The following is a 21,667-nucleotide window of genomic DNA, read 5'->3' on the forward strand; positions in this document are numbered from 1 at the left end:
TTGGCTGTGATTTTAGGCACTTATTGATCCCCCCAACCCCCCGATAAATTGGGGGGCAAAACCTTTCAAAGTCCCCCTTTTTAAGGGGGATTTAGGGGGATCTAGGACGTTTTGCTACCAAGAAGAGGACTTTTCAAACATCTCTAAGAGGTTACAAGCAACGTGTAGCCTTTCGTAGAAAATTTCATTGTCAATTACAAATTACTTTGACGCGTGGTAAATTTTTGACATCAGGTCAATGCATTACTTTTTTACTAAAAAATATGCTGTAGCATAATCCGGTAATTGGCTGATATTCTGCCCAAATTCTTTTTTATTCTTAAAAATACCTGCCAAAAAATCAAGTTGATAAAGATTGGGTAAAAATGCTCCGCCTGTATCAGCGATGACTCCCATTTGCAGATGTTGACGACCGCCTTGAGTATGCTCAATCACTATCACTTTACCTAAACCGATATTCAAAACATCTCCAGCAAAAGTGACTCCGGGTTTAATAGAAATTTTGGCATCTATTTTATATCCATAGCCTTTAATAGCATCTACTTCTCTAAAATACCAATACCGTTTTTGTGCCGTTGCCTTCAATCCGCGAATATAAGACATTCCATTATTTCTGTCTACATTAAAAAATGCCTTATAACCATCTGTAAAATTAATTAGGATTGTTCCTTCCATAATTGCTTCTTCTAAACCATTTCTGGTTAGATAAGCCAGACTTGTAACTTTTCCAAATTCTCTACCACCTGGTTCATAAATGCCAGATAAAACATCTTGCTTTGTGTATCGGGTGTAGAATTTATCGTTATTAGAGTTTTCTTTTAAACTATAAATTGGTGTATTAAAAGTAGAGGTTTTTTTGCGAGAACCTGGGTGAGTAAAGACAGCATATTTGGTAATTCGTAATTGTTTTTGCTGTTTATTATTTGGGTTGTAGGCAGACCATTTAATAACTCGAAAATTGGTATTGATAAATTTAGAATCTTGTAAACGAGTAGCTCGATTATTAGCAATATCTTCCTTCAAGACAGCTATCATGAAATCTAAAGTTTTGAGAACATCTGGCACAGTAACCCCTTGAGTTGCGAGGATTCCTGTACGCAGAATATCTGGGTCTTGTGAGGAGTAGTCTTGAAAATATTTTCTAGTATTAACGAGAACAGTTAATAAATCTTTTTGATTAAATTTAACCTTAGTACTTGGTAGGTTTCCTGGAGTAAAAACTTGGCTACCATTAATGTTAAATTTATGTTTTTTGAACTCATCCACAACTGGATAGGCTGTAGATGCTGCTAACAAATCCTGCCGAGATGTAAAAGCATTTTGAAAGTTTGTGTTAAGTCGATCGGCAACTTGATTTGAGGTCAAAGAAATCTGTGATTGAAGTAGGGCAGAATTCTCTTGTTGAGTAAATGACTGATTTTGTTGAGCTAGTTGTTTAGTTTTTGAGTAAGTATATAGATAACTACTTGCTAAACTGACAATTAATAAGGCAGCACAACCTACTGTGAAGCGAAATTTTTTGCTAAATAACATATTCTCTAATACTAAATAATCAACGTTCTGTTTCTATCACCTCACGCACTAATTGCGCCAACTTTTGGGCACTATCAGGAACTGCGATCGCTTTCGCTTTTTCCCTCATCTTGGCTAGCTCTTGCGGTGATTGCAACAAGTTCAACACATTACTTTGCAATACTTCAGTCGTCAACTCTGATTGCTTCAACGTTAACGCCGCACCCGCTTTTGTAAATACCTCTGCATTGTAAGATTGATGATCTTCTGCGGCAAAGGGGTAAGGAATCAAAATTGCTGGCGTTCCACATACTGCCAATTCTGTCAAGCTACCAGCACCAGAACGACTAATAGCAAGAGTTGCTCGTTGCAACAACGCTGCCATATTGTTGTAAAAAGGTAAAGCTATGTATTGTGGATGTTTGAGGCTATCTGCTTCTGGATCGCGATCGCCAGTTAAATGTACTATGTAAACACCAGCATCAAACCAAGCTTTTGCAGATTCGCGCACTAACTTATTCACTGCAACTGCGCCCTGGCTACCACCAAAAACAACAATTAAAGGCACACCATCAGGAATAGCTAAATCCAGGGGTGCATCAATTGCCCCATCAAGAAATTGCGCTCTGACGGGAGTACCAACATAGACGTTTTTGGCACGGGGTAAATAATTAGCTGCTACTTCAAATCCCAAGGCGACTGCACTACACCAAGGGCCAAAAAAGCGAGTTACTTTCCCTGGTAAGGCGTTAGATTCGTGGAAAATTACAGGTAAACCGAGAGAACGCGCCGCAATGACGGCTGGCCCGGCAATGTAACCCCCTGTGGTAAACACCCCTTGAAAATTTCCCTGTTTGAGAATTCGTCTGACTTCTAGAATTGAAAGGGCGAGTTTACCGAAAATGCGAATCGAGGAAAGTCCAAACCCTTGCTGAAACCCTTCAACTGCAATAGTATTCAAGGGATACTGTTTGGGGACAAGTTGAGTTTCTAGGCGATCGGGTACTCCCAGCCATTCTATTTGATAGTCTGGAAGTTTTTGAGCCAGGGCGATCGCTGGAAACAAATGTCCACCAGTCCCACTGGCAGCTATTAATAATCGTATCGGTGCGTTTGCCATCAAACCTCTACCGTTTAGCGTCTAGCTTAACTAAGATAAAACAATTTGCTTACTTTCTCTAATCAAATCAGTAAACTCTTACCAATGACTAACATTATTACCGCCTTAGTGAGACGCCAACTTAAATTTCCAGCAAATATCTGGCTAGTTTTATTCCTGTTGATTATTGGTTTAACAAGTGGTTGGCAACGGACTCAGGCGACGACACCACAGCAATTATCCCAAGCCACTACGCCTCAAAATGCACCAACCGATCTCAAAAACCTGTTAACACAAGTTGACGCGGCCGCCAGTCAAGGCGATGTTAAAGGAGTGTTACAATTCTACAGCCCCAATTTCACTCATGGGGATGGATTAAACCTCCAAACCCTGGAAAAGTCTTTGACTTCACTTTGGCAACGATATCCGAAATTGCAATACAGTACGAAACTGCTATCTTCAAAATCTGAAGGCAATGGGATTATTGCTGAAACCGAAACGAAGATAACTGGTTTACCCTCCGGTAACGGTAATAAGTTAGCTCTCAATGCCACAATTAAATCACGTCAGCGCATTGAAGGCGGAAAAATAGTCCGCCAAGACATTTTGTCAGAACGCACCCTACTTACCTCTGGCAGCAAGCCACCCCAAATTGATATTAAATTACCACAGCAAGTGCAAGTCGGTCAGAAGTATAATTTTGATGCGATCGTTCAAGAGCCACTTGGTGAAGATTTTCTCTTAGGAACAGCGCTAGAAGAATCTATCCAACCAGACAAATTTCTCAACCCCACACCGGTGGATTTGGAATTACTGACATCTGGTGGACTCTTTAAAGTTGGACAAGCACCATCTATCCCTGGTAGCCAATGGGTTTCTGCTGTCATCCTGCGGGGTAATGGGATGACGATGGTAACTCAGCGCCTGCAAGTGGTGAAGAAGTAGTTAGGAGTTATAGCCTTTCCTAATCAGATTAGCCACATAGTCCCCTCCTCGGTTGCGGGGAGGGGTTCTCGTACATCACTCAAGTGATAAACCGCTATATTTGATCTGAAATTACTCAAAAAAGCTTTTTTGGGTGTGCTATTTCAAGTATACGGCGGAGGTAAGATGAGACAACAAGAGTGTGGTGTAACGGTGTGGTTCACTGGTCTGAGTGGTGCAGGTAAAACTACTATCTGTAAATTTGTGGAGAAGGAACTGCGAATACAAGGATACAGAGTTGAAGTTCTTGATGGCGATGCAGTACGTCAAAACCTATGTAAAGGTTTGGGTTTCACTAAAGAAGATCGAGAGGAGAATATTCGACGCATTGGCTTTGTGGCTCATCTTCTTGCCAGAAATAATGTAATTGTATTGGTTTCGGCTATTTCACCGTATCGTAAAATTCGCGAAGAAGTCCGCCAAAGTATACAATCTTTCATTGAAGTTTATGTCAATGCATCATTAGAAGTTTGTGAACAGCGAGACGTAAAAGGGTTATATAAAAAAGCAAGAGCCGGGGAAATTAAGCACTTCACTGGCATTAATGATCCCTATGAAATACCACTCTGTCCTGAAGTCGAATGCCAAACTAAGCAAGAAAGCGTTGCTCAGAGTGCAACCAAGGTCTTAGAAAAGCTGGAAGAGTTGGGTTATATAGTTGCTAAAGTGAATAATTTATGAGTTAAAAACTTTCTTTAACTCATAACTTTTACTAGGATGCCAATAATTGCCGAATTAATCTGGCTACAGCCTTTTGTGTGAAGCGGTTGGCAATTTGTTGACCTAAACGCTGCACATCTGAATTTACCAATAACTGGGCAATATGGGGCGCAAGTTGCATTGGATCAAAGCCTTGTGTTTCTCGGAGAATACTCAAGATACGTTTGATATGTTCCAAGGTTTGTTGTTGCTCAACTGTGGCCGCTGGAGTCTCATTAACTGCTGTTAATCCTACCCGTTCTCGCAACAGAGAGGTAAAATTATGCAAAACATTTTTACCTAAAGCATCGAGTCCATTAACTGATTCATCTACCAGTTTGTCACGAATAAAAGCGCCACGTTCAGATGACAGAAATTCTATCCCCTGATTCAGCACTAAATTAAAGTCATAGTCTTGACTATTACGCGCGTTTTTTAACAAGTTTTCTAAGCGATTCCAGCGAAATCTACCATCTTTAAATAGTAAATCTTGCAATGATGCTCTTAATTGGGGTGCTGGATCTGTTAATAGGCGTTTAGAAACGTAAGGATAAGCTTCGCTGAGAACTTTAAAGTTGGGATCTATAAATATTGCAATCCCTTCCAGTGTCACCAGAGAACGAATAATTAAGGCGTAGTAGGGGGGTACGCGGAAAGGATACTCGTACATCAAAGCTGATAGTTCATCAGTGATGCTTTTAATGTTAAGTTCGGCAACACTAGCCCCTTGGGCATCAGCAAATACTCTCGCAAAAGCTGGGATAATTGGTGTTAAATCGGTTTCTGGTGATAAGAAATCTAATTTAACGTAGTCTTTTGCTAATCCTTCAAAGTCGCGGTTGACGACGTGGACGATCGCTTCAATCAAACCATAACGCTGTGGTGGCTTAATCTCGCTCATCATCCCAAAGTCGAGATAAGCTAATTTACCATCGGTTGTTGCTAACAAATTACCAGGGTGAGGATCGGCGTGGAAAAATCCATGTTCTAGCAACTGACGCAGGGAACACTGTACACCCACTTCAATTAGGTAACGAGCATCTATACCTTGAGCACTAATTTCTACTGTCTGGGTTAATTTGGTGCCGTTAATCCACTCCATCGTCAAAACGCGACGATTGGTATATTCCCAGTAAATTTTCGGTACGTATACGTCTTTTATATGACCGTATAACTCAAAAAAACGTTCGGCATTTTCACCCTCATGAATGTAATCCATCTCTTCAAAGATGCGATCGCCTAATTCATCGAGAATGCCAACTAAGTCACTTCTTACCCGTTTGACGTTTTTCTGCACCCAAGCAGCGATATTACGCAAAATATATAGGTCAATGGTGATCCCCTCTCTTAAATCGGGGCGTTGAATTTTAACTGCGACTTCTTCACCAGTTTTTAGCTTACCTTTATATACTTGCCCCAATGAAGCAGCAGCGATTGGCTGGGCCGATAGTTCGGCGTAAACCTCTTCTGGAGGAGCGCCTAATTCTTCTTTGATAAACTGGTAAGCAATTTCGTTGGGAAAAGGCGGTAATTGGTCTTGTAGCTTAGTTAACTCTTCTAGGTATACGGGAGGAACTAGATCCGGTCTAGTGGACAAAGCTTGTCCAATTTTGATGTAAGCAGGCCCTAACTTGGTAAGCAATACTCGTAATTGAGCGGCTCGGCGGCGGTCATTTTTGACGACAATTCCCCGTTTACTATCTGACCACAAGCCAAAAACGAAGGATAGAGTTGGCCCCAACACGGCGAAAATCCGCCGTAAAACTTGCAAGGGTCTGTTTTGGTAGTGCGCCGCTATGCCTATGGGATCGTAGAGCGTCTCCGGTTGGGCATTTGTCCTTAGTTTTTGAGCGGCTAAGAGTTTTGGCGATCGCACAACTAAGCTTGATGTACCATTTTCTGGCACTACATCAATAACGTCCAGTTCGCCTCGGCTATTTGTGCCGTTGCGACTGTCCTCCTGAATCGGTCGGGAACTAGGGGGAAGTGTCTTAACAATCATGAAGAAGGCCACCAGTCAGAACGATCACATTAAGTATTGTAACAATATGTTGAGGAATTGGGGAAGGTGAGACCCCCTCTGGGGATAAGGGGTGATGGGGATTAAGGGCTGGGGATTAGATTATTTATATGTAGAGGATTAAGGTTCAACTAATTTTTCCAGTACCGAGTCCCCAGTCCCCAGTCCTCAGTGGTCTGCTACACTAAAATGGGCATACTAGTTCAATAGTAGTAGGTATTGCTAGTTGCGGAAAGATTATACTTATTATGTTGTAAGTTGGAAGTATCCGGCATCTGCCCTAACGGAGAATTTGGCTTGATGTTGCTTTGCCTGCGAATTGAAAACTTTGCCCTAATTGACCAACTGGAATTAGAATTTTGCGCGGGATTAAATGTATTGACAGGTGAAACCGGCGCTGGAAAATCGATTATCTTGGATGCCATTGATGCCGCTTTAGGTGGTAAAGTGTCCAGCCGAGTTATTCGTACAGGGACAAGTCGGGCGATGGTAGAAGCTACTTTCACTTCAAATGCCCCCCTAGCCGCTTGGTTAACCGAACAAGAAATAGATTTACTTGATGAAAATTCTGTAGTCATTAGCCGAGAAATCACAGCCACTGCTAGTAATATCCGTAGTCGATCGCGGGTGAATGGTGTGCTAGTAAATCGGCAGATTATGGGAGGGATGCGCGATCGCTTGGTGGAAATCACCGCCCAAGGGCAAACTGTACAAGTAGGACAATCTGCCCAAGTTAGGGACTGGTTAGATTTGTATGGCGGCGACTCTCTAATGCAGCAGCGCCATCAAGTCGCCACGAGCTTTAGTACTTATCAACAGGCGCATTTAGCATTAGAAAAACGCCGAACATCAGAACGGGAAAGGTTGCAACAACTGGACTTGCTCGCTTATCAAGTGCAAGAATTGGGAGCAGCCAATCTCGGCGAACCTAATGAATTAGAACAGTTAGGACAAGAACGAGAACGCCTAAATCATGTCGTCGATTTGCAACAAATGAGTTACAAAGTTTATCAAGCTTTGTATCAAAACGATAATGAAACTCCCGCCGCCGCAGATTTATTGGGAGACAGTGAGGCAACATTGAATGACATGGTGGAATATGATAGCCAACTACAACACTTATTGGAATTAGTTCGGGATGCACAAGCTGCGGTAATGGAAGTGGGAAGGCAGATTAATGCTTATGGGGATGGTTTAGAAGCCGATCCGCAGAGGTTGGAAGAAGTGGAAGAACGGATTCAAGAATTAAAGCAAATTTGCCGCAAATATGGGCCGACACTTACAGAAGCGATCGCCTATTACCAGCGTATCCAAGAGGAATTAGCCCAACTCAACGACAGCGAACAATCTATCGAAAATTTAGAACAGCAAGAAAAGGCATGTTTGGAGAAACTTACTCAAGCAAGTAATCAGTTAACTCAACTGCGGACTAAAGCGGCTGCTAATTTAGAATCACGTTTGATATCTCAACTCAAACCCCTAGCGATGGAAAAGGTGAAATTTCTGGTTGAGATAGTGCCAGCTTCCCCAACTGCTATGGGAGCAGATAAAATTACCTTTATGTTTAGTTCCAACCCTGGAGAACCCCTGCAACCTTTAACGGAAGTTGCCTCTGGCGGAGAAATGAGCCGCTTTTTACTGGCTCTGAAAGCTTGTTTTTCTCAGGTTGATGTTGCTGGGACAATGGTATTTGATGAAATTGATGTCGGGGTTTCGGGAAGAGTAGCCCAAGCGATCGCTGAAAAATTACACCACCTCAGTCAACGTAATCAAGTATTATGTGTTACCCACCAGCCTTTAGTTGCGGCAATGGCCGATCGGCATTTCCGCGTAGATAAGCAAACTATCAATCAAGGCAAGGGTAAAAAAGCTAACGATGAAAATGCTGAACAGCGTACTGTTGTCAGAGTTACTATGTTGGATAATTTAACCACTCGCTGTGAAGAACTAGCACAGTTAGCTGGTGGTAAATCTGCTAGTGACGCGATCGCTTTTGCTGAATCTCTGTTATTTCAAGCTGCTAACCACCGTCAAAAAATTAAAAATTAAGCTTCAGTAATGATTCACCGAGATCACCGCTAACAGGTTTAACATCAACCAGGTAAAGCCAAGAAATATTTACCATCAATAAATAGGGCAAATACTCTCCGGTTCTCCAATCAACTGATTTTGCACTCTTACAAAGCCCATTTTAATGGCTTTCCAGTTAGCTCTAACTTGAGAGTGTTGCAATCATTTCCAGCAGTGTTCTAGACAAACCTAAATGTGTTTGGATGTAGTTCAAGTTTTTAACTGCTTTTAATAGCGGTAAATAAGTCATACCACTGTTATATAAGTATTTGTGAGTGTATCTAAACGATTGTTAGGAAATACTTAATTGACCGCTAACCTCAAGCCCCTAAATTCTTCTTGGTTAAATCCAAAATCCAAAAGTTAGTTGACAAATTGTCAGTTATTAATATATCAATAGCCGCTCAAACAAAGATGTATTACCCTACTTTAATAAGCAGACCTAGCTAACCAATAAATGGTTATACCCAAAGCCGACCCAGCAATTACCTGAACTGGTGTATGTCCAAGTAATTCCTTCAAACGGTCTTGGCTAAAGTCTGGTTTTTCATGAAATAATTCATCAATCATTTGATTGAGAATACGAGCTTGTTTACCAGCTGCTTGGCGAACTCCGGCTGCATCATACATAACGATGATGGCAAAAACTATTGCAACAGCAAAATCAGGAGATGCCCAACCCAGTGTTTGCCCTACACCAGCCGCTAGAGCCGTAACCAGAGCCGAATGGGCACTGGGCATACCTCCGGTTGTCACCAAAACGCGCACATTCAGTTTGCGATTTTTGACGATCTCGACTACGAGTTTTAATGCTTGAGCAATTAAACAAGCTACCAGAGCAACCAGCAGCACCCGATTGTCTAAAATATTGCCTATGTCCTGCATGGTATTTTGGTTAGGTTAGTAAATATTAGCAGCAGTTGTTGGTTGAGGAAATATTTAGATTCAACCCCAAATCCCAAATTAACCTTGTAGATCGCGGTGGAAACAGACTAACTATTCAAAATCACCTAAAAACTTAATTGATAAGCTTTTTTCATTTTGAATGAATGGATTTTGAACTCCGTTGGGCGGTGTAGTAGAGCATAACGTCAATAAACCACCCATTCCCAATCAATAAAATGCTTGCGGTATAGGAATTCCGAATTTCGCAAAGCGTTACTAGTTGTTGCGACTGGTAATAAAATGAGCGATCGCTTGGAGTGGTTTAGCTCTGTCTCCAAATGGTTCTAATTCCACACAAGCTTCTTTAACTAGCTCTTGGGCTTTTGATCGCGATTCCTCAAGTCCCCAGAGGCTAGGATAAGTGACTTTCTTGGCTTTTTGGTCTTTGCCAGCTGTTTTACCTAATTGCTCTTGGGTAGAAGTGATATCCAGAATATCATCGATGATTTGGAATGCTAGCCCAATATTTTGAGCATAACGGGTCAGTCGCTGTATATCTTCAGGTGATGCATTAGTTATCAGCCCACCACAAACTACGCAAGCTTCCAACAAGGCGGCTGTTTTGTGTTTATGAATGAAATTTAGGGTTTCTAGGGAAATATCTGATTTACCTTCCGACTCTAAATCGACAACTTGACCGCCGACCAAACCACCTGCCCCCAAGGCTCGCCCAAGACGGGCAATAACTTGCAAGACTACCTCTCTCTTAACGCTTTGGGGGGTTTGAATGGCAACAAACTCAAAAGCGAGTGCCAACAAGCCATCTCCAGCCAAAATTGCCACATCTTCGCCATAAACTTTATGATTCGTCAGCTTCCCACGACGGTAATCGTCATTATCCATCGCTGGGAGATCGTCATGAATCAAGGACATTGTGTGGATCATCTCTACAGCACAAGCCGTTGGCATGGCCATGTCGATGGTTCCACCCATCATTTCACAGGTAGCAAGGCAAAGAATGGGACGTACACGCTTGCCTCCAGCTAATAACGAGTAGCGCATCGACTCATAAATCTTTTCTGGATAAATGATCGGAATAGCCTGATCCAAAGCATTATCACAAAGCTTTTGTCGCTCTTTTAGATAGGCTGCTAAGTTAAATGTGGCTTCCTCTGGTGGTGTCTTTTGAACGTTATCAGTTGCTACCATTCTTTAATCCCTGACATTTTGCGATTTTTGCCTTATACGTCACAATTTTAAGGTGCTGTGGGGCTGAAAAAAATGAAGAGTTAGGAGTAGAGACGCGATTAATCTCGTCTGTACAGGATTTAGGAGTTAAGAGTTATTAAGCATAACTTTTAATTCACTCTCTTTCTTTTTTTGCCGCTTTGGAATAGCTGGCAAATGTATTTTCCAACAATATGGCAACAGTCATTGGGCCAACACCACCAGGAACTGGGGTGATAAATCCTGCGACATCGCTGGTTGATTCAAGATGGACATCGCCAATGAGACGACTTTTGCCATTAGCATCGGTGACGCGATTCATCCCCACATCTACCACAACAGCGCCCGGTTTCACCATATCAGCAGAGATCAGTCCAGGACGACCTGCTGCTGCAATTAGAATATCAGCATTTTGGGTGATGGTTTTGAGATCGTGCGATCGCGAGTGAGCGATCGTGACTGTGGCATCAGCTTCTAATAGCATCAGCGCCATAGGTTTACCCACCAAAATACTGCGTCCCACCACTACTGCCTGTTTTCCCTGCAAAGGAATCTCATATTCTTGTAAAAGCCGCATTACACCAGCCGGGGTGCAGCTACGTAAACCCGTTTCTCCTCGTACTAGTCGCCCCAAGTTGACTGGGTGCAGTCCATCAGCATCTTTATCGGGATCAATTTGATGCAGCAGAGTCACAGCATCCAAATGGTTAGGTAACGGCAGCTGTACAAGAATGCCATCCACCCGTTCATCATGGTTGAGTGCCGCAATTACCTCTTCTAACTCCCCAAGGGTAGTTTGGGCAGGAAAATGTTTGCCAAAAGAAGCGATACCAACTTTAGCGCAGGCTTTTTCTTTATTGCGTACATAAGCAGCTGACGCTGGGTTATCACCAACCATCAACACTGCTAAACCAGGAGGTCGTCCAATTTTTGGTTGTAATTGTGTAATTGCAACAGAAAGTTCTTGCTGAATTTTTGCCGCTAAAGTTTTACCATCAAGGAGTTTGGCAGTTTTTGTTTCCATGAAAATTTCCAGCTATATTCGCTTGTTGTCCAAAGTCCAAAGTTAAAATATTGATTATTAAATCTTGACTTTCGACTATTATTGTGTTGCTCTTTGATGTCGTAGCGTTTCTCTCACAGTAAATTCATAATGTTTATTTTCTCAGATCGCGGGCATCATCTGAAGAATAAAGAATTAAGAAGTGGGGTGAAGAGGCAGGGGAGCAGAGGGCAGGGAGAAGGAGGAGCAGGGGAAGAATTAATGCCCAATGCCCACTTGCCCTGAGCGTATCGCTAAAGCGAAAGCTCCGCTAACGCGTAGCGTCTCCAAGAGTTGCTGTACCCTTCCGGGGAAGCAAGCTACGCGTAGCGTCTCGCAGAGAAGGGATGCCCCATACCCCATACCCAAAATAAATAAATCGGTGGCTTTCATGCAACAAACGAGAAAATTTTCCCTTTCGTTCTTGTACGGGCACAGTATTTTTCCATACCGCCTGGGGTTGACTTTTTTCCTTGTAGCAGGACTTTGTAGTTGTGATAACTTGACACCATCTGGCTTAAATAAAACTGGCTTAAAAATTGGGACAAATGTCACTCCAATTGGAGAAATTAAACCAAAACAAGACAATCAGGCTATAGTTTACATCCAAGGTCAGGTAGAAAAGCAAGCTCCCCTGATAAAACAGTGGGCTTATAAAATTAATGACTCAACCGGCAAAATTTGGGTTGTCACCAATCAAAAAAATCTGGGTGAAGGTTCAGAAGTTGTAATTAAGGGTAAAGTTCGCTACCGAAGTATTCCCTTAGCTGGCAAAGAATTGGGGGAAGTTTATTTAGAAGAAGAATAATTAAAAATTAAAAATAAAGATATGAACAATCAACAGGTGCACGTAGCGATCGCAATTCTCTATCAGAAAAACAAGTTTCTCATGCAGTTGCGTGACAACATCCCCGGTATTCTCTACCCTGGTTACTGGGCGCTATTTGGCGGTCACATCGAGCCTGGTGAAACGCCAGATGTAGCGGTAAAACGAGAAATTTTAGAAGAAATTGGCTATGAGTTACCACCCTTTGTTGAATTTGGCTGTTATCCCAACGAAAGAGTTGTCCGTCATGTCTTTCATGCACCACTCTTGGTGGAATTAAATCAACTAGTTCTAAATGAGGGCTGGGATATGGCCTTATTTACGCCAGAAGATATTCGCCAAGGTAACTGTTATTCACAAAATGCTGGCGAAGTGCGACCTCTAGGGGCAATGCATCAGAAAATTATGTTGGATTTTATTGAGAAAAATCTAACATAATTTGGAGATTAGTCATTTGTCATTTGTCATTGGACATTAAGTCAAGAGTTAGAAATTCTTCCTCTGCTCCCCTGCTCCTCTGCTCCCCCGCTCCTCATCTCCCCACATCCCAAGAAGCCAAAATAAAGTTAGAACTCTTATGAGGTGATCGCTAATGCAATCAGCAAACAAACTGCCGCGATGGTTAACTATAGGATTGGCATTTCCCATTGCCATTCTCAACGGCTGGCTATTGCTCCAACTTATACAGTATTTTCAACCCTTAGTTAGCGTTATCGCTGCCGCCATTCTACTAGCTTTTGTCTTGAACTATCCAATCCAGTTTCTCCAGGAACAAGGAGTAAAACCCAACTTAGCGATCGGGGGAGTGTTACTTTTGACTCTGGTGGTTTTAGTAGCTTTAGGCATTACCTTAGTTCCCCTGATTATTCAACAACTCGTTGAACTGGCTAATATTTTGCCCAGTTGGATTGATTCTGGTACTCAGCAGCTGCAAGCTTTTCAAGATTGGGCGTTAAGTCAACAGCAACTTCCGATTAATTTAAGTGGTTTATTCACCCAAGTTCTAGAACGATTATCTAACCAACTTCAGTCCTTCACTGGTAGAATTCTTGGTTTTGCTGTCGATACCATTGGTATTGTCCTCAATGTGCTGCTGGCGGTAGTGCTGACTATCTACCTAATATTGAATGGTGAACGTCTTTGGGACGGAATTTTTCAGTGGTTTCCCCCTAATATTGGGCCAAGAGTACGAGAATTACTGCGAGAGGATTTCCACAATTACTTCATCGGTCAAGCAACATTGGGAGCTGTGTTAGGGGTGACAATTACTCTGGTGTTTTTGGCGCTGCAAGTTCCCCTAGCTTTACTTTTTGGTATTGGTATTGGCTTATTTTCACTTTTCCCCTTTGGTACGGGGGTAGGTATCGCTATAGTAAGTTTGTTGGTAGCGCTGCAAAATTTTTGGTTAGGGGTGGAAGTCTTAGGTGTAGCTGTTGCGATCGATCAAATTAATTCTAATATTATTGCACCTCGAATTCTCAGCAATTTGACTGGCTTAAATCCTGTGTGGGTGGTGATTTCTTTATTGCTGGGCGCAAAGTTAGGAGGAGTACTGGGTTTGTTAATTGCGATCCCTATTGCCAGCTTTATCAAAGATACAACAGATAGCTGGCAAGCTGGAGAGTTTAATAAGATAGAGGATATAGAGTCAGAACCTGTGACGGTAAAAAGTGAGAGAGCAGGGACTTATAGTTAAAATCCAATCATTCAGATTAACTTAAAAACTGGCGCTCTTGTCCATAAAGAAAGTGCAAAATCATAATTTATGATGCTAACAAACAAGAAGCTATTACTTTGTGCATCAACAATTTTTTAGCAAGCAAAATGATCGTAAAAAACTTGAGCGTAAGTGTAGTCTTCACTTCTCTAGGAGACACTACGCAAACGACAAAGCTCTGTTACCATAGTAGGCATCGCTATTTACATATAAGAGGAAATTTGGTAGGTATCGAATTAATCAACGATCAACCTCTACAAAAGCATCATAAAATTCCTTAAATTCCTTATCTTTCAGGTGAGAACGGAATACAATACTTGCAGAAAATAACTGCAAAGCACTACGCTGGGAAACCTAAGCAGTCAGTATTTTTAAAAAATGAAAAGTTGTTTAAAGCTTACCTTTGACAATGGGCAAACAGCATTAGCTACTCAAGTTGAGCAGCAAGCAGAATTGGCAAATGCTCTTGAGGAAATAGGGCTTGGCGGTTCGCGTCCTGTTTTAGTAATAGTGGGGGGTGCAAGTAACATCAGTGAAGCTGATTTTCTCCGTATTCAACGGTTGTTTGTGGAAGTTTTAGCCCCCATCGCCGAAACTTTGGGGGCTTATGTCGTGGATGGGGGTACGGATGTAGGAATTATGCGAATGATGGGTGCGGCTCGTACCCAAATAGGTGCTAACTTTGCTTTGGTTGGTGTGACACCCGAAAGCAAAGTGGCTTTACCTAATCATTCGGAAAATGCTGCTGATTTAATACCCTTAGAGCCAAACCATACTCATTTCGTGCTAGTTCCTGGTAACTATTGGGGCGACGAGTCTCCTTGGATATCTCACGTTGCGACTATGCTGGCCAATGATGCACCTTCGATGACACTACTCTTGAACGGTGGCGAAATTACCTTTAAGGATACGTTTTCTAGCGTTGATAGTGGAAGATTAGTTATTGTGATTGCTGGTAGTGGTAGAACCGCAGATATACTTGCCGATGCTTTGCGTGGAAAGGCTAGTGATGAACAAGCCAAAAAGCTAGCTAAATCTGGTACATTACAATACATCAACTTACTCGACATAGAGAAAGGAGTTGAGAATTTAGGCAAAGTAATTAAGGGGTTACTTTCTAATTAGGAGTAAAAAATGGCAAAAAAAGATCGTTATCACAAATCTTTAAAAGAAGATTTTTGCAAAAACATTTTTTGCGATCGCGTTGGTTAAAGCAAGTACTGTGGATGGAAAGTCAGGCGAATTTATCGCGCGATCGCCATGATTTTTTACGGATAAAAACTATTATTGGTGGTGTAATTCTCCCAGCATTCGTAAATCTAAATATTAACACTAGATATGGTTTCTAAAAAATTAAAAGCTGCTGTTGTTATTGCTAGAAGTTCGCTTGATACGTTTTTGCTGGTACATCAATTCATCTGCCTGGAATATGAGTTTTTCCAATGAAACATCTTCATTGATAACGCACTCTTGAACTCCAATACTCATTGATAGATAATAATTTCTACTTGAATTCTGATTAAATAAATCAATGTTAGTTTGTAAGCGAACACTAATTGCATTCATACGATCTGAACATTTCGGAATGAAGACAACAAACTCATCACCTCCCCATCGGGCAACGATGTCAGAATCTCGATAAGTTTGACTTAAGAGGTTTGCGGCATCAGTTATTACACAATCTCCAACTTCATGTCCAAAGGTATCATTGATTTGCTTCAATCCATCTATATCTATAAATAAGAGACAACAGGGCTTTTGTAGCTGATGAGCTAGTTTTAATTGCTGATCTGCAAATAGAAAAAAGCCTCGTCGATTGTATACTCCAGTTAATTCATCTGTTATGGATAAGCGCCTAACTTCTGCCTCAACTTTTTGATGCCCCTCTATTTCTTTTTCTAGTGCAGCAGTTCGATTGTGGACTCTTTGTTCTAATTCATGATAAATTTGCACGTTTTCCATTGCGACAGCTGTTGTGTCTGCCAATGCCTGTAATAGCTTTACTTTTTCTTCTGTTGGCTGATGTAACGTTGCCCAATATGTTCCAATTGCACCAATGGGGTTACACGTTCGGATCGGCACCATTGCCAAGCTTTTGACAAAAGTTGGTTGGTAAGCTGCAAATGGAATGCGTTCATCTCCATAAATATCGCTAATCACAACGGGCTGACAGTTTCGCATTGTATGCCCACCAATGCAAATACTCATCGGGAAACGTTGTCCTTTCCATAAAGGAGCGATCGCATCTTCATCTGCGTAATAACATTGATCTCCATCTCGTAACACAAAACTAGCCCCATCTGCCCCAGTCAACTCACGCGCAGACTTTCGTACAATCTCCATGATTTGCTCTAGTGTCCGTGCTAGTGACAATGCTTGAACAACCTCAATTAAATGCTCTATCCCCTGAACATAAGACATTTCAGCTTTGACATCATTAGAATCAGAAATGATGACAGGTGAAGCAGAGCTTTGAAAATTCATGTGCTTACACCAATAAAAAAGGATCGAAAATTAGTTGAGACTGCGATCGGATCGCAATGTCTTTATTCTCAAAAACAAGGCTAAACGCATCTTATTTGTATAATGCTTACTGGGCAAAAGGCTTAAGCATTATTTCTTTTTGGGACTAAATTTTTAACCCTTGCTGGGCATGGATTACAGAATGCCTTTACCCTGATTCTAAAAAATTTACCATTTTATTCTATTAGAGATATTACGGATTTTTTAACGATCTATCTAAAAAAAGATTGCAAAACTATCTTGATATGTTAAGTTAATATGATTTTTGCGAATAAAATAAAAAGGCTCTTATCAGGTATAGATGGATACTAGGATATCTTGATTGATTTGACACAGAAATTCTGCAACATAGATCGATACGCTTGAGTTAGCGCCAAAAACCTTAAGTTGACGTGACTTCGACGAGTGTGATTTTGACCCCAGGAGAGGGGAGCAAAAACCCTCCTTACTCGTTACTGCGACATAGATGATTTCTATGCCATCTAAAAACTAATCTGGCAGAAAACGCCCCAACTGCCGTTTTTTTGAGTTTATTAAACTCAGGTTAAATTAATCTTCTAAAATTTGGATTTCATCAAGTTGATTAATTATCACATCTGCACCTTGGACGTTATCTGACTTACCGACCCAAGTAATACCAATACAACCTGCGGCTTTAGCATTACGCGCCATTTGCATATCACCAACTGAATCACCTACCATCAAGGTAGCGCTAGGTTCAACTCCCAAAGCTTGGCAAGCTTGCAAAAATAGCACTGGATCTGGTTTACTTGGCCCTTCATCTACGCCCATTTCTAACTGGATATAATTACTTAATTGGTGATTGGCTACAAAATTGCGTACTTCTTCAGTTGTCGCAGCCGAGAGAATGCCAAGTTTTAGACCACCCTCCCGCAGGTATTTCAAAATTTCTAGGCTACCTACAAACAGTGGTGAAGGAGTCTCTCCAATGTATTTTTCTGCTTCATCCAAAGCTTGACGGGCTATTTTTAAGCACTCAAACCATCCTCTTCCTGTTTCGGCAATATATGCCGCAGCCGCAACTTCTGTTTCGCGGCGGCTTGCTACTGAGATTAAACCTGCGGGATCTAGAAAATTGCCATTGATGCCAAATGCCATTAATAAGGGTTCCCCAGTTCCAGGGATTTGAGCATCTATTAATCTTGCTGCTTTTTGTGCGAGCGATCGCAAATAAGTTTCTGAATCTTCTAGAGTACCGTTTTTGTCAAACAAAATTGCCTGGATATTATCAAAAGTGATATTTCTACATTGAATGGTTGCCATAATATTTAACTTCTAACTACTCTCAACTCCTGGAAAGACTTGGATTAATCACGTCTCTGCAAATTATTCTCGATTCTCCACATAAAAAAAGAGGGAAAAACCCTCTTTATAAAATGATTTGATACTCTTACTTAAAAACAAGTAAAACTATAAAAAATCTATTACTCTTCAATAGCTGCTGGAATTTCCTCTTCAATTTCCGTCGCTGCTGGAATCTCTGTTTCAATTGCCGCAACTACTGGAATATCTTCGTCAAGTTCTGTTGCTGGTGGAATATCTTCGTCTGCAAGAACTTCCCCTGGTGTAGCCGCAGCACTAGCACCTTGCTGCTTGGCTAATAGCTGTTCGCGATACTTAGCAGCCATTTCTTCCGCCTTATCGTAAACCAAATCTCGGTTTTTAATCATGTCACCGGGTTCGGGTTCTAGCTGCTTGGTAGATAGGGAAATGCGACCCCTTTCTGCATCCAAATCAATGATCATAACTTTTACTTCATCATTGACATTGAACACGCTATGAGGTGTATCAATATGTTCGTGAGAAATCTCAGAAATATGCAGTAGACCACTGACGCCGCCAATGTCGATGAAAGCACCGTAGGGCTTGATCCCACGAACAGTACCAATTACTACTTCGCCGACTTCTAAACGGTTCATCTTGCGCTCAACCAGCGCCCGACGGTGAGATAGAACGAGGCGATTGCGTTCTTCGTCTACCTCTAAAAATTTCAACGGCAGATCCTCACCGACCAATTCTTCTTTAGGTTTGCGGGTACTAATGTGGGAACCTGGGATAAAGCCACGTAATCCCTCAATTCGTACTAATGCTCCACCGCGATTGGTTGCAAATACGCCAGAACGGACAGTCGCATCTTCTGCTTGTAACTGCCGCACGCGTTCCCAAGCCCGCATATATTCAATACGGCGAATGGAAAGGGTTAATTGACCATCTTCGTTTTCATCGGTAAGGATGAAAAATTCGCGCGTTTCGTTTGACTGTAATACTTCTTCCGGGCTATCCACCCGGTTAATAGACATTTCTTGTATAGGAATATATGCTGCGGTTTTAGCACCAATGTCAATCAGAGCGCCGCGCGGCTCTATACTGAAAACTGTTCCTGGGACAACATCACCAGGGCTAAAATGATAATCGTATTTGTCAAGTAGAGCAGCGAAATCTTCGTGAGTGAATCCAATTTCTGTAGCGGTTAAATTCTGATTGACCATGCTGATTTGTTCCTGGTTCTAGTCTCCGTAAAGGTGGTGCGACAATTGCGATGCGTTATGTAAGCAGTACTATGGCAGCTTACACAAAACATCCTTTTTCATCCTAGCGCAGAAAAGCTAGCATTAACACATATCTACTCCCAAGATTGGAAATTATATCACAATATTTAGTCATTGGTCATTAGTCATTGGTCATTGGTCATTAGTTATTGGTTAGTAGTGAGAAGCAACATAAAAGACAAATGACAAAGGACAAACACAATAATATCCGTTGCCACCATACTTAGTAGCAACGGATATTAAGATTAAATCCGCTTAAAAGTCTGTGGATAGGATCTACTTATCTTTTGGTTTCTCAAAGCGAGGGGGTTCGCGAAATGCGATCGCAAAGAAGAGAGTACCTATACACAGAGTAAAAATCAAGATGTACGCAACGCTTTCCATATTACGATTTCCTCTTTATCCAGCCAGTTGTTAAAGTTTTTAATGCTGAGTCACTTGAGTGCTGAGTCAGAGGATTAACTCAGAACTCAGCACTTCTTTACTCAGCACTGAAATTAAAGGGCTTCTTTCCGGCGGGTTGACTTGTCACCCACTTTCTGGAACAGACCCCACTCAACTTGCTCTTCAAGATCGGCATCAACACCAGCAAATACGTCTCGGTAGATTGTCCGAGCGCCATGCCAGAGATGACCAAAGAAGAACAGCAGAGCAAATACGGCGTGTCCAAAGGTAAACCAACCTCTAGGACTGGTGCGGAATACACCATCAGAGTTCAAGGTTTCCCGGTCAAATTCAAAGATTTCACCACCTTGAGCCTTACGGGCGTACTTTTTCACATCAGCTGGCTCTGTAAAGGTCTGACCATTCAGATTACCACCGTAGAAACTAACGGTGACACCAGACTGCTCGAAGCTATACTTAGATTCTGCCCGACGGAAGGGAATGTCAGCGCGGACAATTCCATCTGCATCAGTCAAAATCACTGGGAAGGTTTCAAAGAAGTTAGGAAGACGACGTACAGTCAATTCCCGTCCTTCAGAATCTTTGAATACGGCGTGACCTTGCCAAGATTGGGCAATACCATCACCCTTCACCATAGGCCCTGTACGGAATAGACCGCCTTTAGCGGGGCTATTTCCAACATAATCATAGAAAGCCAATTTTTCAGGAATCTGCGACCAAGCTTGCTCAAGGGTTGCACCTTGGCTAACGTTTGTTTGGACGCGGCGCTGAATTTCTTGACGGAAGTAGTTCTGATCCCATTGATAGCGGGTAGGGCCAAACAATTCGATGGGAGTGGCGGCGTTACCGTACCACATAGTACCAGCAACAACGAAAGCAGCAAAGAAGACTGCTGCAATACTGCTAGAAAGTACTGTTTCAATGTTCCCCATCCGTAGAGCTTTGTAGAGCCGTTCGGGGGGTCTAACTGTCAGGTGGAATAAGCCTGCAATAATACCAACAACACCAGCGGCAATGTGGTGAGCCGCAATGCCACCAGGGTTATAGGGGTTAAAACCATCTGGGCCCCATTCTGGTGCTACTGCCTGGGCGGCGCCAGTTATACCATAAGCATCAGAAACCCATATCCCCGGCCCAAATAGTCCGGTGACGTGAAAAGCACCAAATCCAAAACAAAGTAAACCAGATAAGAACAGGTGAATGCCAAACATTTTTGGCAGGTCGAGAGCGGGTTCACCAGTGCGGGGATCTCTAAAGAGTTCCAAATCCCAGTAAACCCAGTGCCATACGGCGGCTAGGAACAGCAAACCGGAAAGAACAATGTGAGCGGCAGCAACGCCTTCAAATGACCAAAAGCCAGGATCGGTTGATGGCCCACCAGTAACGTTCCAACCACCCCAAGATTGGGTAACACCCAAACGTGCCATGAACGGCAAGACGAACATCCCTTGACGCCACATTGGGTTGAGAACTGCATCGCTAGGGTCAAAAACAGCTAGTTCGTAGAGTGCCATCGAACCAGCCCAGCCTGCTACTAAGGCTGTATGCATTAGGTGTACAGAAATCAGTCGCCCTGGATCATTCAGAACGACTGTATGTACTCGGTACCAGGGTAGTCCCATCGACTACGCTCCTCCTCGATGAGTTAGTTTACAAAGCAATTTTCTTACTGAGGTTACGAGAGACGAAAATCGCCACTCATAAAACTCTCTCTTGTTTTTTGTTATTGCCACCAGAGTATCACCACAGCTTAGTCTTAATAAGTCAGACAGCGTGGGTGCTTTGGCAATGCTTACTCGCTTCGGGAGGTTTACCTATGTTAGGGTAGCCATCGCCAAGCAAAAATGAGAATGTTTTAAAAAGTGTAACTATTGATGGAATTGTTTGCAAGCGTGTAAATTGATGCGATCGCGTAGCATATCCAAGTTTTTTCGCTACTAATACCCGTCGGGGATTAAATTTGCTTATCTTTTCTTTACGTAGGGATTGGGGACTGGGGACTGGGAATTGGGCAGGACTTACGCAACTGGCACAGCGTGATCGCTATTTTATAGTATTTATGTACTATATAAAGTGGCTGACCCATAG

19 protein-coding genes are annotated in these 21,667 nt (G+C 42.2%); 8 read left to right on the forward strand and 11 right to left on the reverse strand.

What is annotated here, in order from left to right; all coding sequences use genetic code 11:
• Nucleotides 1–243: 243 nt before the first annotated feature.
• Nucleotides 244–1,533, reverse strand: coding sequence for a hypothetical protein (locus RMX98_RS33500; protein ID WP_322681203.1), 1,290 nt, complete (start codon nt 1,531–1,533; stop codon nt 244–246).
• A 19-nt stretch (nt 1,534–1,552) separates the two neighbouring features.
• Entirely contained in the window at nt 1,553–2,632 is a 1,080-nt protein-coding gene (murG, locus tag RMX98_RS33505; RefSeq protein ID WP_322681204.1) for an undecaprenyldiphospho-muramoylpentapeptide beta-N-acetylglucosaminyltransferase, read from the reverse strand.
• 84 nt (nt 2,633–2,716) lie between these two features.
• Here murG and RMX98_RS33510 point away from each other — a divergent pair, with 84 nt between their 5' ends.
• Both RMX98_RS33510 and cysC read left to right on the forward strand, forming a co-directional pair.
• Complete coding sequence (locus RMX98_RS33510) at nt 2,717–3,556, forward strand: nuclear transport factor 2 family protein (RefSeq protein WP_322681205.1); 840 nt, start codon at nt 2,717–2,719, stop codon at nt 3,554–3,556.
• Between the two features lie 165 nt (nt 3,557–3,721).
• Nucleotides 3,722–4,276 (forward strand): adenylyl-sulfate kinase, encoded by a 555-nt coding sequence (gene cysC, locus RMX98_RS33515; RefSeq protein WP_322681206.1) that lies wholly within the window; start codon nt 3,722–3,724, stop codon nt 4,274–4,276.
• A gap of 31 nt (nt 4,277–4,307) precedes the next feature.
• Here the strand turns inward: cysC and RMX98_RS33520 are convergent, their stop codons facing one another.
• Nucleotides 4,308–6,296, reverse strand: a complete 1,989-nt coding sequence (locus RMX98_RS33520; RefSeq protein WP_322681207.1) for an AarF/ABC1/UbiB kinase family protein — start codon at nt 6,294–6,296, stop codon at nt 4,308–4,310.
• Between the two features lie 318 nt (nt 6,297–6,614).
• On the opposite strand from RMX98_RS33520, the gene recN reads away from it, so the two are divergent.
• A complete protein-coding gene (gene recN / locus RMX98_RS33525) occupies nt 6,615–8,363 on the forward strand; it encodes a DNA repair protein RecN (RefSeq protein ID WP_322681208.1) in 1,749 nt (582 codons plus the stop codon).
• Between the two features lie 450 nt (nt 8,364–8,813).
• Here recN and RMX98_RS33530 read toward each other — a convergent pair whose 3' ends face one another.
• From RMX98_RS33530 to folD, 3 genes are all read right to left on the reverse strand, one after another.
• Complete coding sequence (locus tag RMX98_RS33530) at nt 8,814–9,269, reverse strand: divergent PAP2 family protein (protein WP_190939008.1); 456 nt, start codon at nt 9,267–9,269, stop codon at nt 8,814–8,816.
• A 276-nt stretch (nt 9,270–9,545) separates the two neighbouring features.
• Nucleotides 9,546–10,478, reverse strand: a complete 933-nt coding sequence (crtE, locus tag RMX98_RS33535; RefSeq protein WP_322681209.1) for a geranylgeranyl diphosphate synthase CrtE — start codon at nt 10,476–10,478, stop codon at nt 9,546–9,548.
• 154 nt (nt 10,479–10,632) lie between these two features.
• Nucleotides 10,633–11,520: a bifunctional methylenetetrahydrofolate dehydrogenase/methenyltetrahydrofolate cyclohydrolase FolD gene (folD, locus tag RMX98_RS33540; RefSeq protein ID WP_322681210.1), complete on the reverse strand. Its 888-nt coding sequence runs from the start codon at nt 11,518–11,520 to the stop codon at nt 10,633–10,635.
• Nucleotides 11,521–11,929: 409 nt separating this feature from the next.
• On the opposite strand from folD, the gene RMX98_RS33545 reads away from it, so the two are divergent.
• From RMX98_RS33545 to RMX98_RS33565, 5 genes are all read left to right on the forward strand, one after another.
• Entirely contained in the window at nt 11,930–12,346 is a 417-nt protein-coding gene (locus tag RMX98_RS33545; RefSeq protein WP_322681211.1) for a hypothetical protein, read from the forward strand.
• Nucleotides 12,347–12,367: 21 nt separating this feature from the next.
• Nucleotides 12,368–12,802 (forward strand): NUDIX hydrolase, encoded by a 435-nt coding sequence (locus RMX98_RS33550; RefSeq protein ID WP_322681212.1) that lies wholly within the window; start codon nt 12,368–12,370, stop codon nt 12,800–12,802.
• A 154-nt stretch (nt 12,803–12,956) separates the two neighbouring features.
• Nucleotides 12,957–14,060 (forward strand): AI-2E family transporter, encoded by a 1,104-nt coding sequence (locus RMX98_RS33555; RefSeq protein WP_322681213.1) that lies wholly within the window; start codon nt 12,957–12,959, stop codon nt 14,058–14,060.
• 399 nt (nt 14,061–14,459) lie between these two features.
• Nucleotides 14,460–15,206, forward strand: a complete 747-nt coding sequence (locus RMX98_RS33560; RefSeq protein WP_322681214.1) for a hypothetical protein — start codon at nt 14,460–14,462, stop codon at nt 15,204–15,206.
• A 53-nt stretch (nt 15,207–15,259) separates the two neighbouring features.
• The gene (locus tag RMX98_RS33565; RefSeq protein WP_322681215.1) at nt 15,260–15,430 is read left to right on the forward strand and encodes a DUF4231 domain-containing protein; all 171 of its coding nucleotides are present in this window, start codon (nt 15,260–15,262) and stop codon (nt 15,428–15,430) included.
• A 4-nt stretch (nt 15,431–15,434) separates the two neighbouring features.
• Here the strand turns inward: RMX98_RS33565 and RMX98_RS33570 are convergent, their stop codons facing one another.
• The 5 genes from RMX98_RS33570 to psbB all read right to left on the reverse strand — a co-directional run bounded on the left by RMX98_RS33570 (nt 15,435) and on the right by psbB (nt 21,201).
• Complete coding sequence (locus tag RMX98_RS33570) at nt 15,435–16,565, reverse strand: sensor domain-containing diguanylate cyclase (protein WP_322681216.1); 1,131 nt, start codon at nt 16,563–16,565, stop codon at nt 15,435–15,437.
• A 588-nt stretch (nt 16,566–17,153) separates the two neighbouring features.
• Nucleotides 17,154–17,888 (reverse strand): HAD family hydrolase, encoded by a 735-nt coding sequence (locus RMX98_RS33575; protein WP_322681217.1) that lies wholly within the window; start codon nt 17,886–17,888, stop codon nt 17,154–17,156.
• 161 nt (nt 17,889–18,049) lie between these two features.
• The gene (locus RMX98_RS33580) at nt 18,050–19,114 is read right to left on the reverse strand and encodes a 30S ribosomal protein S1 (RefSeq protein ID WP_322681218.1); all 1,065 of its coding nucleotides are present in this window, start codon (nt 19,112–19,114) and stop codon (nt 18,050–18,052) included.
• A 336-nt stretch (nt 19,115–19,450) separates the two neighbouring features.
• Nucleotides 19,451–19,558 carry a photosystem II reaction center protein T gene (locus RMX98_RS33585; RefSeq protein WP_084227385.1) on the reverse strand — a complete coding sequence of 36 codons (108 nt, stop codon included), beginning with the start codon at nt 19,556–19,558 and terminating at the stop codon, nt 19,451–19,453.
• 113 nt (nt 19,559–19,671) lie between these two features.
• Nucleotides 19,672–21,201 (reverse strand): photosystem II chlorophyll-binding protein CP47, encoded by a 1,530-nt coding sequence (gene psbB, locus RMX98_RS33590; RefSeq protein ID WP_322681219.1) that lies wholly within the window; start codon nt 21,199–21,201, stop codon nt 19,672–19,674.
• Nucleotides 21,202–21,667 lie beyond the last annotated feature (466 nt).

It is taken from the genome of Nostoc sp. DedQUE02 (assembly GCF_034531035.1).
Taxonomy (GTDB): Bacteria; Cyanobacteriota; Cyanobacteriia; order Cyanobacteriales; family Nostocaceae; genus Nostoc.

What these genes read in the sequence shown, in the direction of transcription:
- crtE (WP_322681209.1), bottom strand. Translation starts at nt 10,478, where the DNA reads ATGGTAGCAACTGATAACGTTCAAAAGACACCACCAGAGGAAGCCACA.
- folD (WP_322681210.1), bottom strand. Translation starts at nt 11,520, where the DNA reads ATGGAAACAAAAACTGCCAAACTCCTTGATGGTAAAACTTTAGCGGCA.
- RMX98_RS33560 (WP_322681214.1), top strand. Translation starts at nt 14,460, where the DNA reads ATGAAAAGTTGTTTAAAGCTTACCTTTGACAATGGGCAAACAGCATTA.
- RMX98_RS33570 (WP_322681216.1), bottom strand. Translation starts at nt 16,565, where the DNA reads ATGAATTTTCAAAGCTCTGCTTCACCTGTCATCATTTCTGATTCTAAT.
- RMX98_RS33555 (WP_322681213.1), top strand. Translation starts at nt 12,957, where the DNA reads ATGCAATCAGCAAACAAACTGCCGCGATGGTTAACTATAGGATTGGCA.
- cysC (WP_322681206.1), top strand. Translation starts at nt 3,722, where the DNA reads ATGAGACAACAAGAGTGTGGTGTAACGGTGTGGTTCACTGGTCTGAGT.
- RMX98_RS33545 (WP_322681211.1), top strand. Translation starts at nt 11,930, where the DNA reads ATGCAACAAACGAGAAAATTTTCCCTTTCGTTCTTGTACGGGCACAGT.
- RMX98_RS33550 (WP_322681212.1), top strand. Translation starts at nt 12,368, where the DNA reads ATGAACAATCAACAGGTGCACGTAGCGATCGCAATTCTCTATCAGAAA.
- RMX98_RS33585 (WP_084227385.1), bottom strand. Translation starts at nt 19,558, where the DNA reads ATGGAAAGCGTTGCGTACATCTTGATTTTTACTCTGTGTATAGGTACT.
- recN (WP_322681208.1), top strand. Translation starts at nt 6,615, where the DNA reads ATGTTGCTTTGCCTGCGAATTGAAAACTTTGCCCTAATTGACCAACTG.
- murG (WP_322681204.1), bottom strand. Translation starts at nt 2,632, where the DNA reads ATGGCAAACGCACCGATACGATTATTAATAGCTGCCAGTGGGACTGGT.
- RMX98_RS33580 (WP_322681218.1), bottom strand. Translation starts at nt 19,114, where the DNA reads ATGGTCAATCAGAATTTAACCGCTACAGAAATTGGATTCACTCACGAA.
- psbB (WP_322681219.1), bottom strand. Translation starts at nt 21,201, where the DNA reads ATGGGACTACCCTGGTACCGAGTACATACAGTCGTTCTGAATGATCCA.
- RMX98_RS33500 (WP_322681203.1), bottom strand. Translation starts at nt 1,533, where the DNA reads ATGTTATTTAGCAAAAAATTTCGCTTCACAGTAGGTTGTGCTGCCTTA.
- RMX98_RS33510 (WP_322681205.1), top strand. Translation starts at nt 2,717, where the DNA reads ATGACTAACATTATTACCGCCTTAGTGAGACGCCAACTTAAATTTCCA.
- RMX98_RS33520 (WP_322681207.1), bottom strand. Translation starts at nt 6,296, where the DNA reads ATGATTGTTAAGACACTTCCCCCTAGTTCCCGACCGATTCAGGAGGAC.
- RMX98_RS33575 (WP_322681217.1), bottom strand. Translation starts at nt 17,888, where the DNA reads ATGGCAACCATTCAATGTAGAAATATCACTTTTGATAATATCCAGGCA.
- RMX98_RS33530 (WP_190939008.1), bottom strand. Translation starts at nt 9,269, where the DNA reads ATGCAGGACATAGGCAATATTTTAGACAATCGGGTGCTGCTGGTTGCT.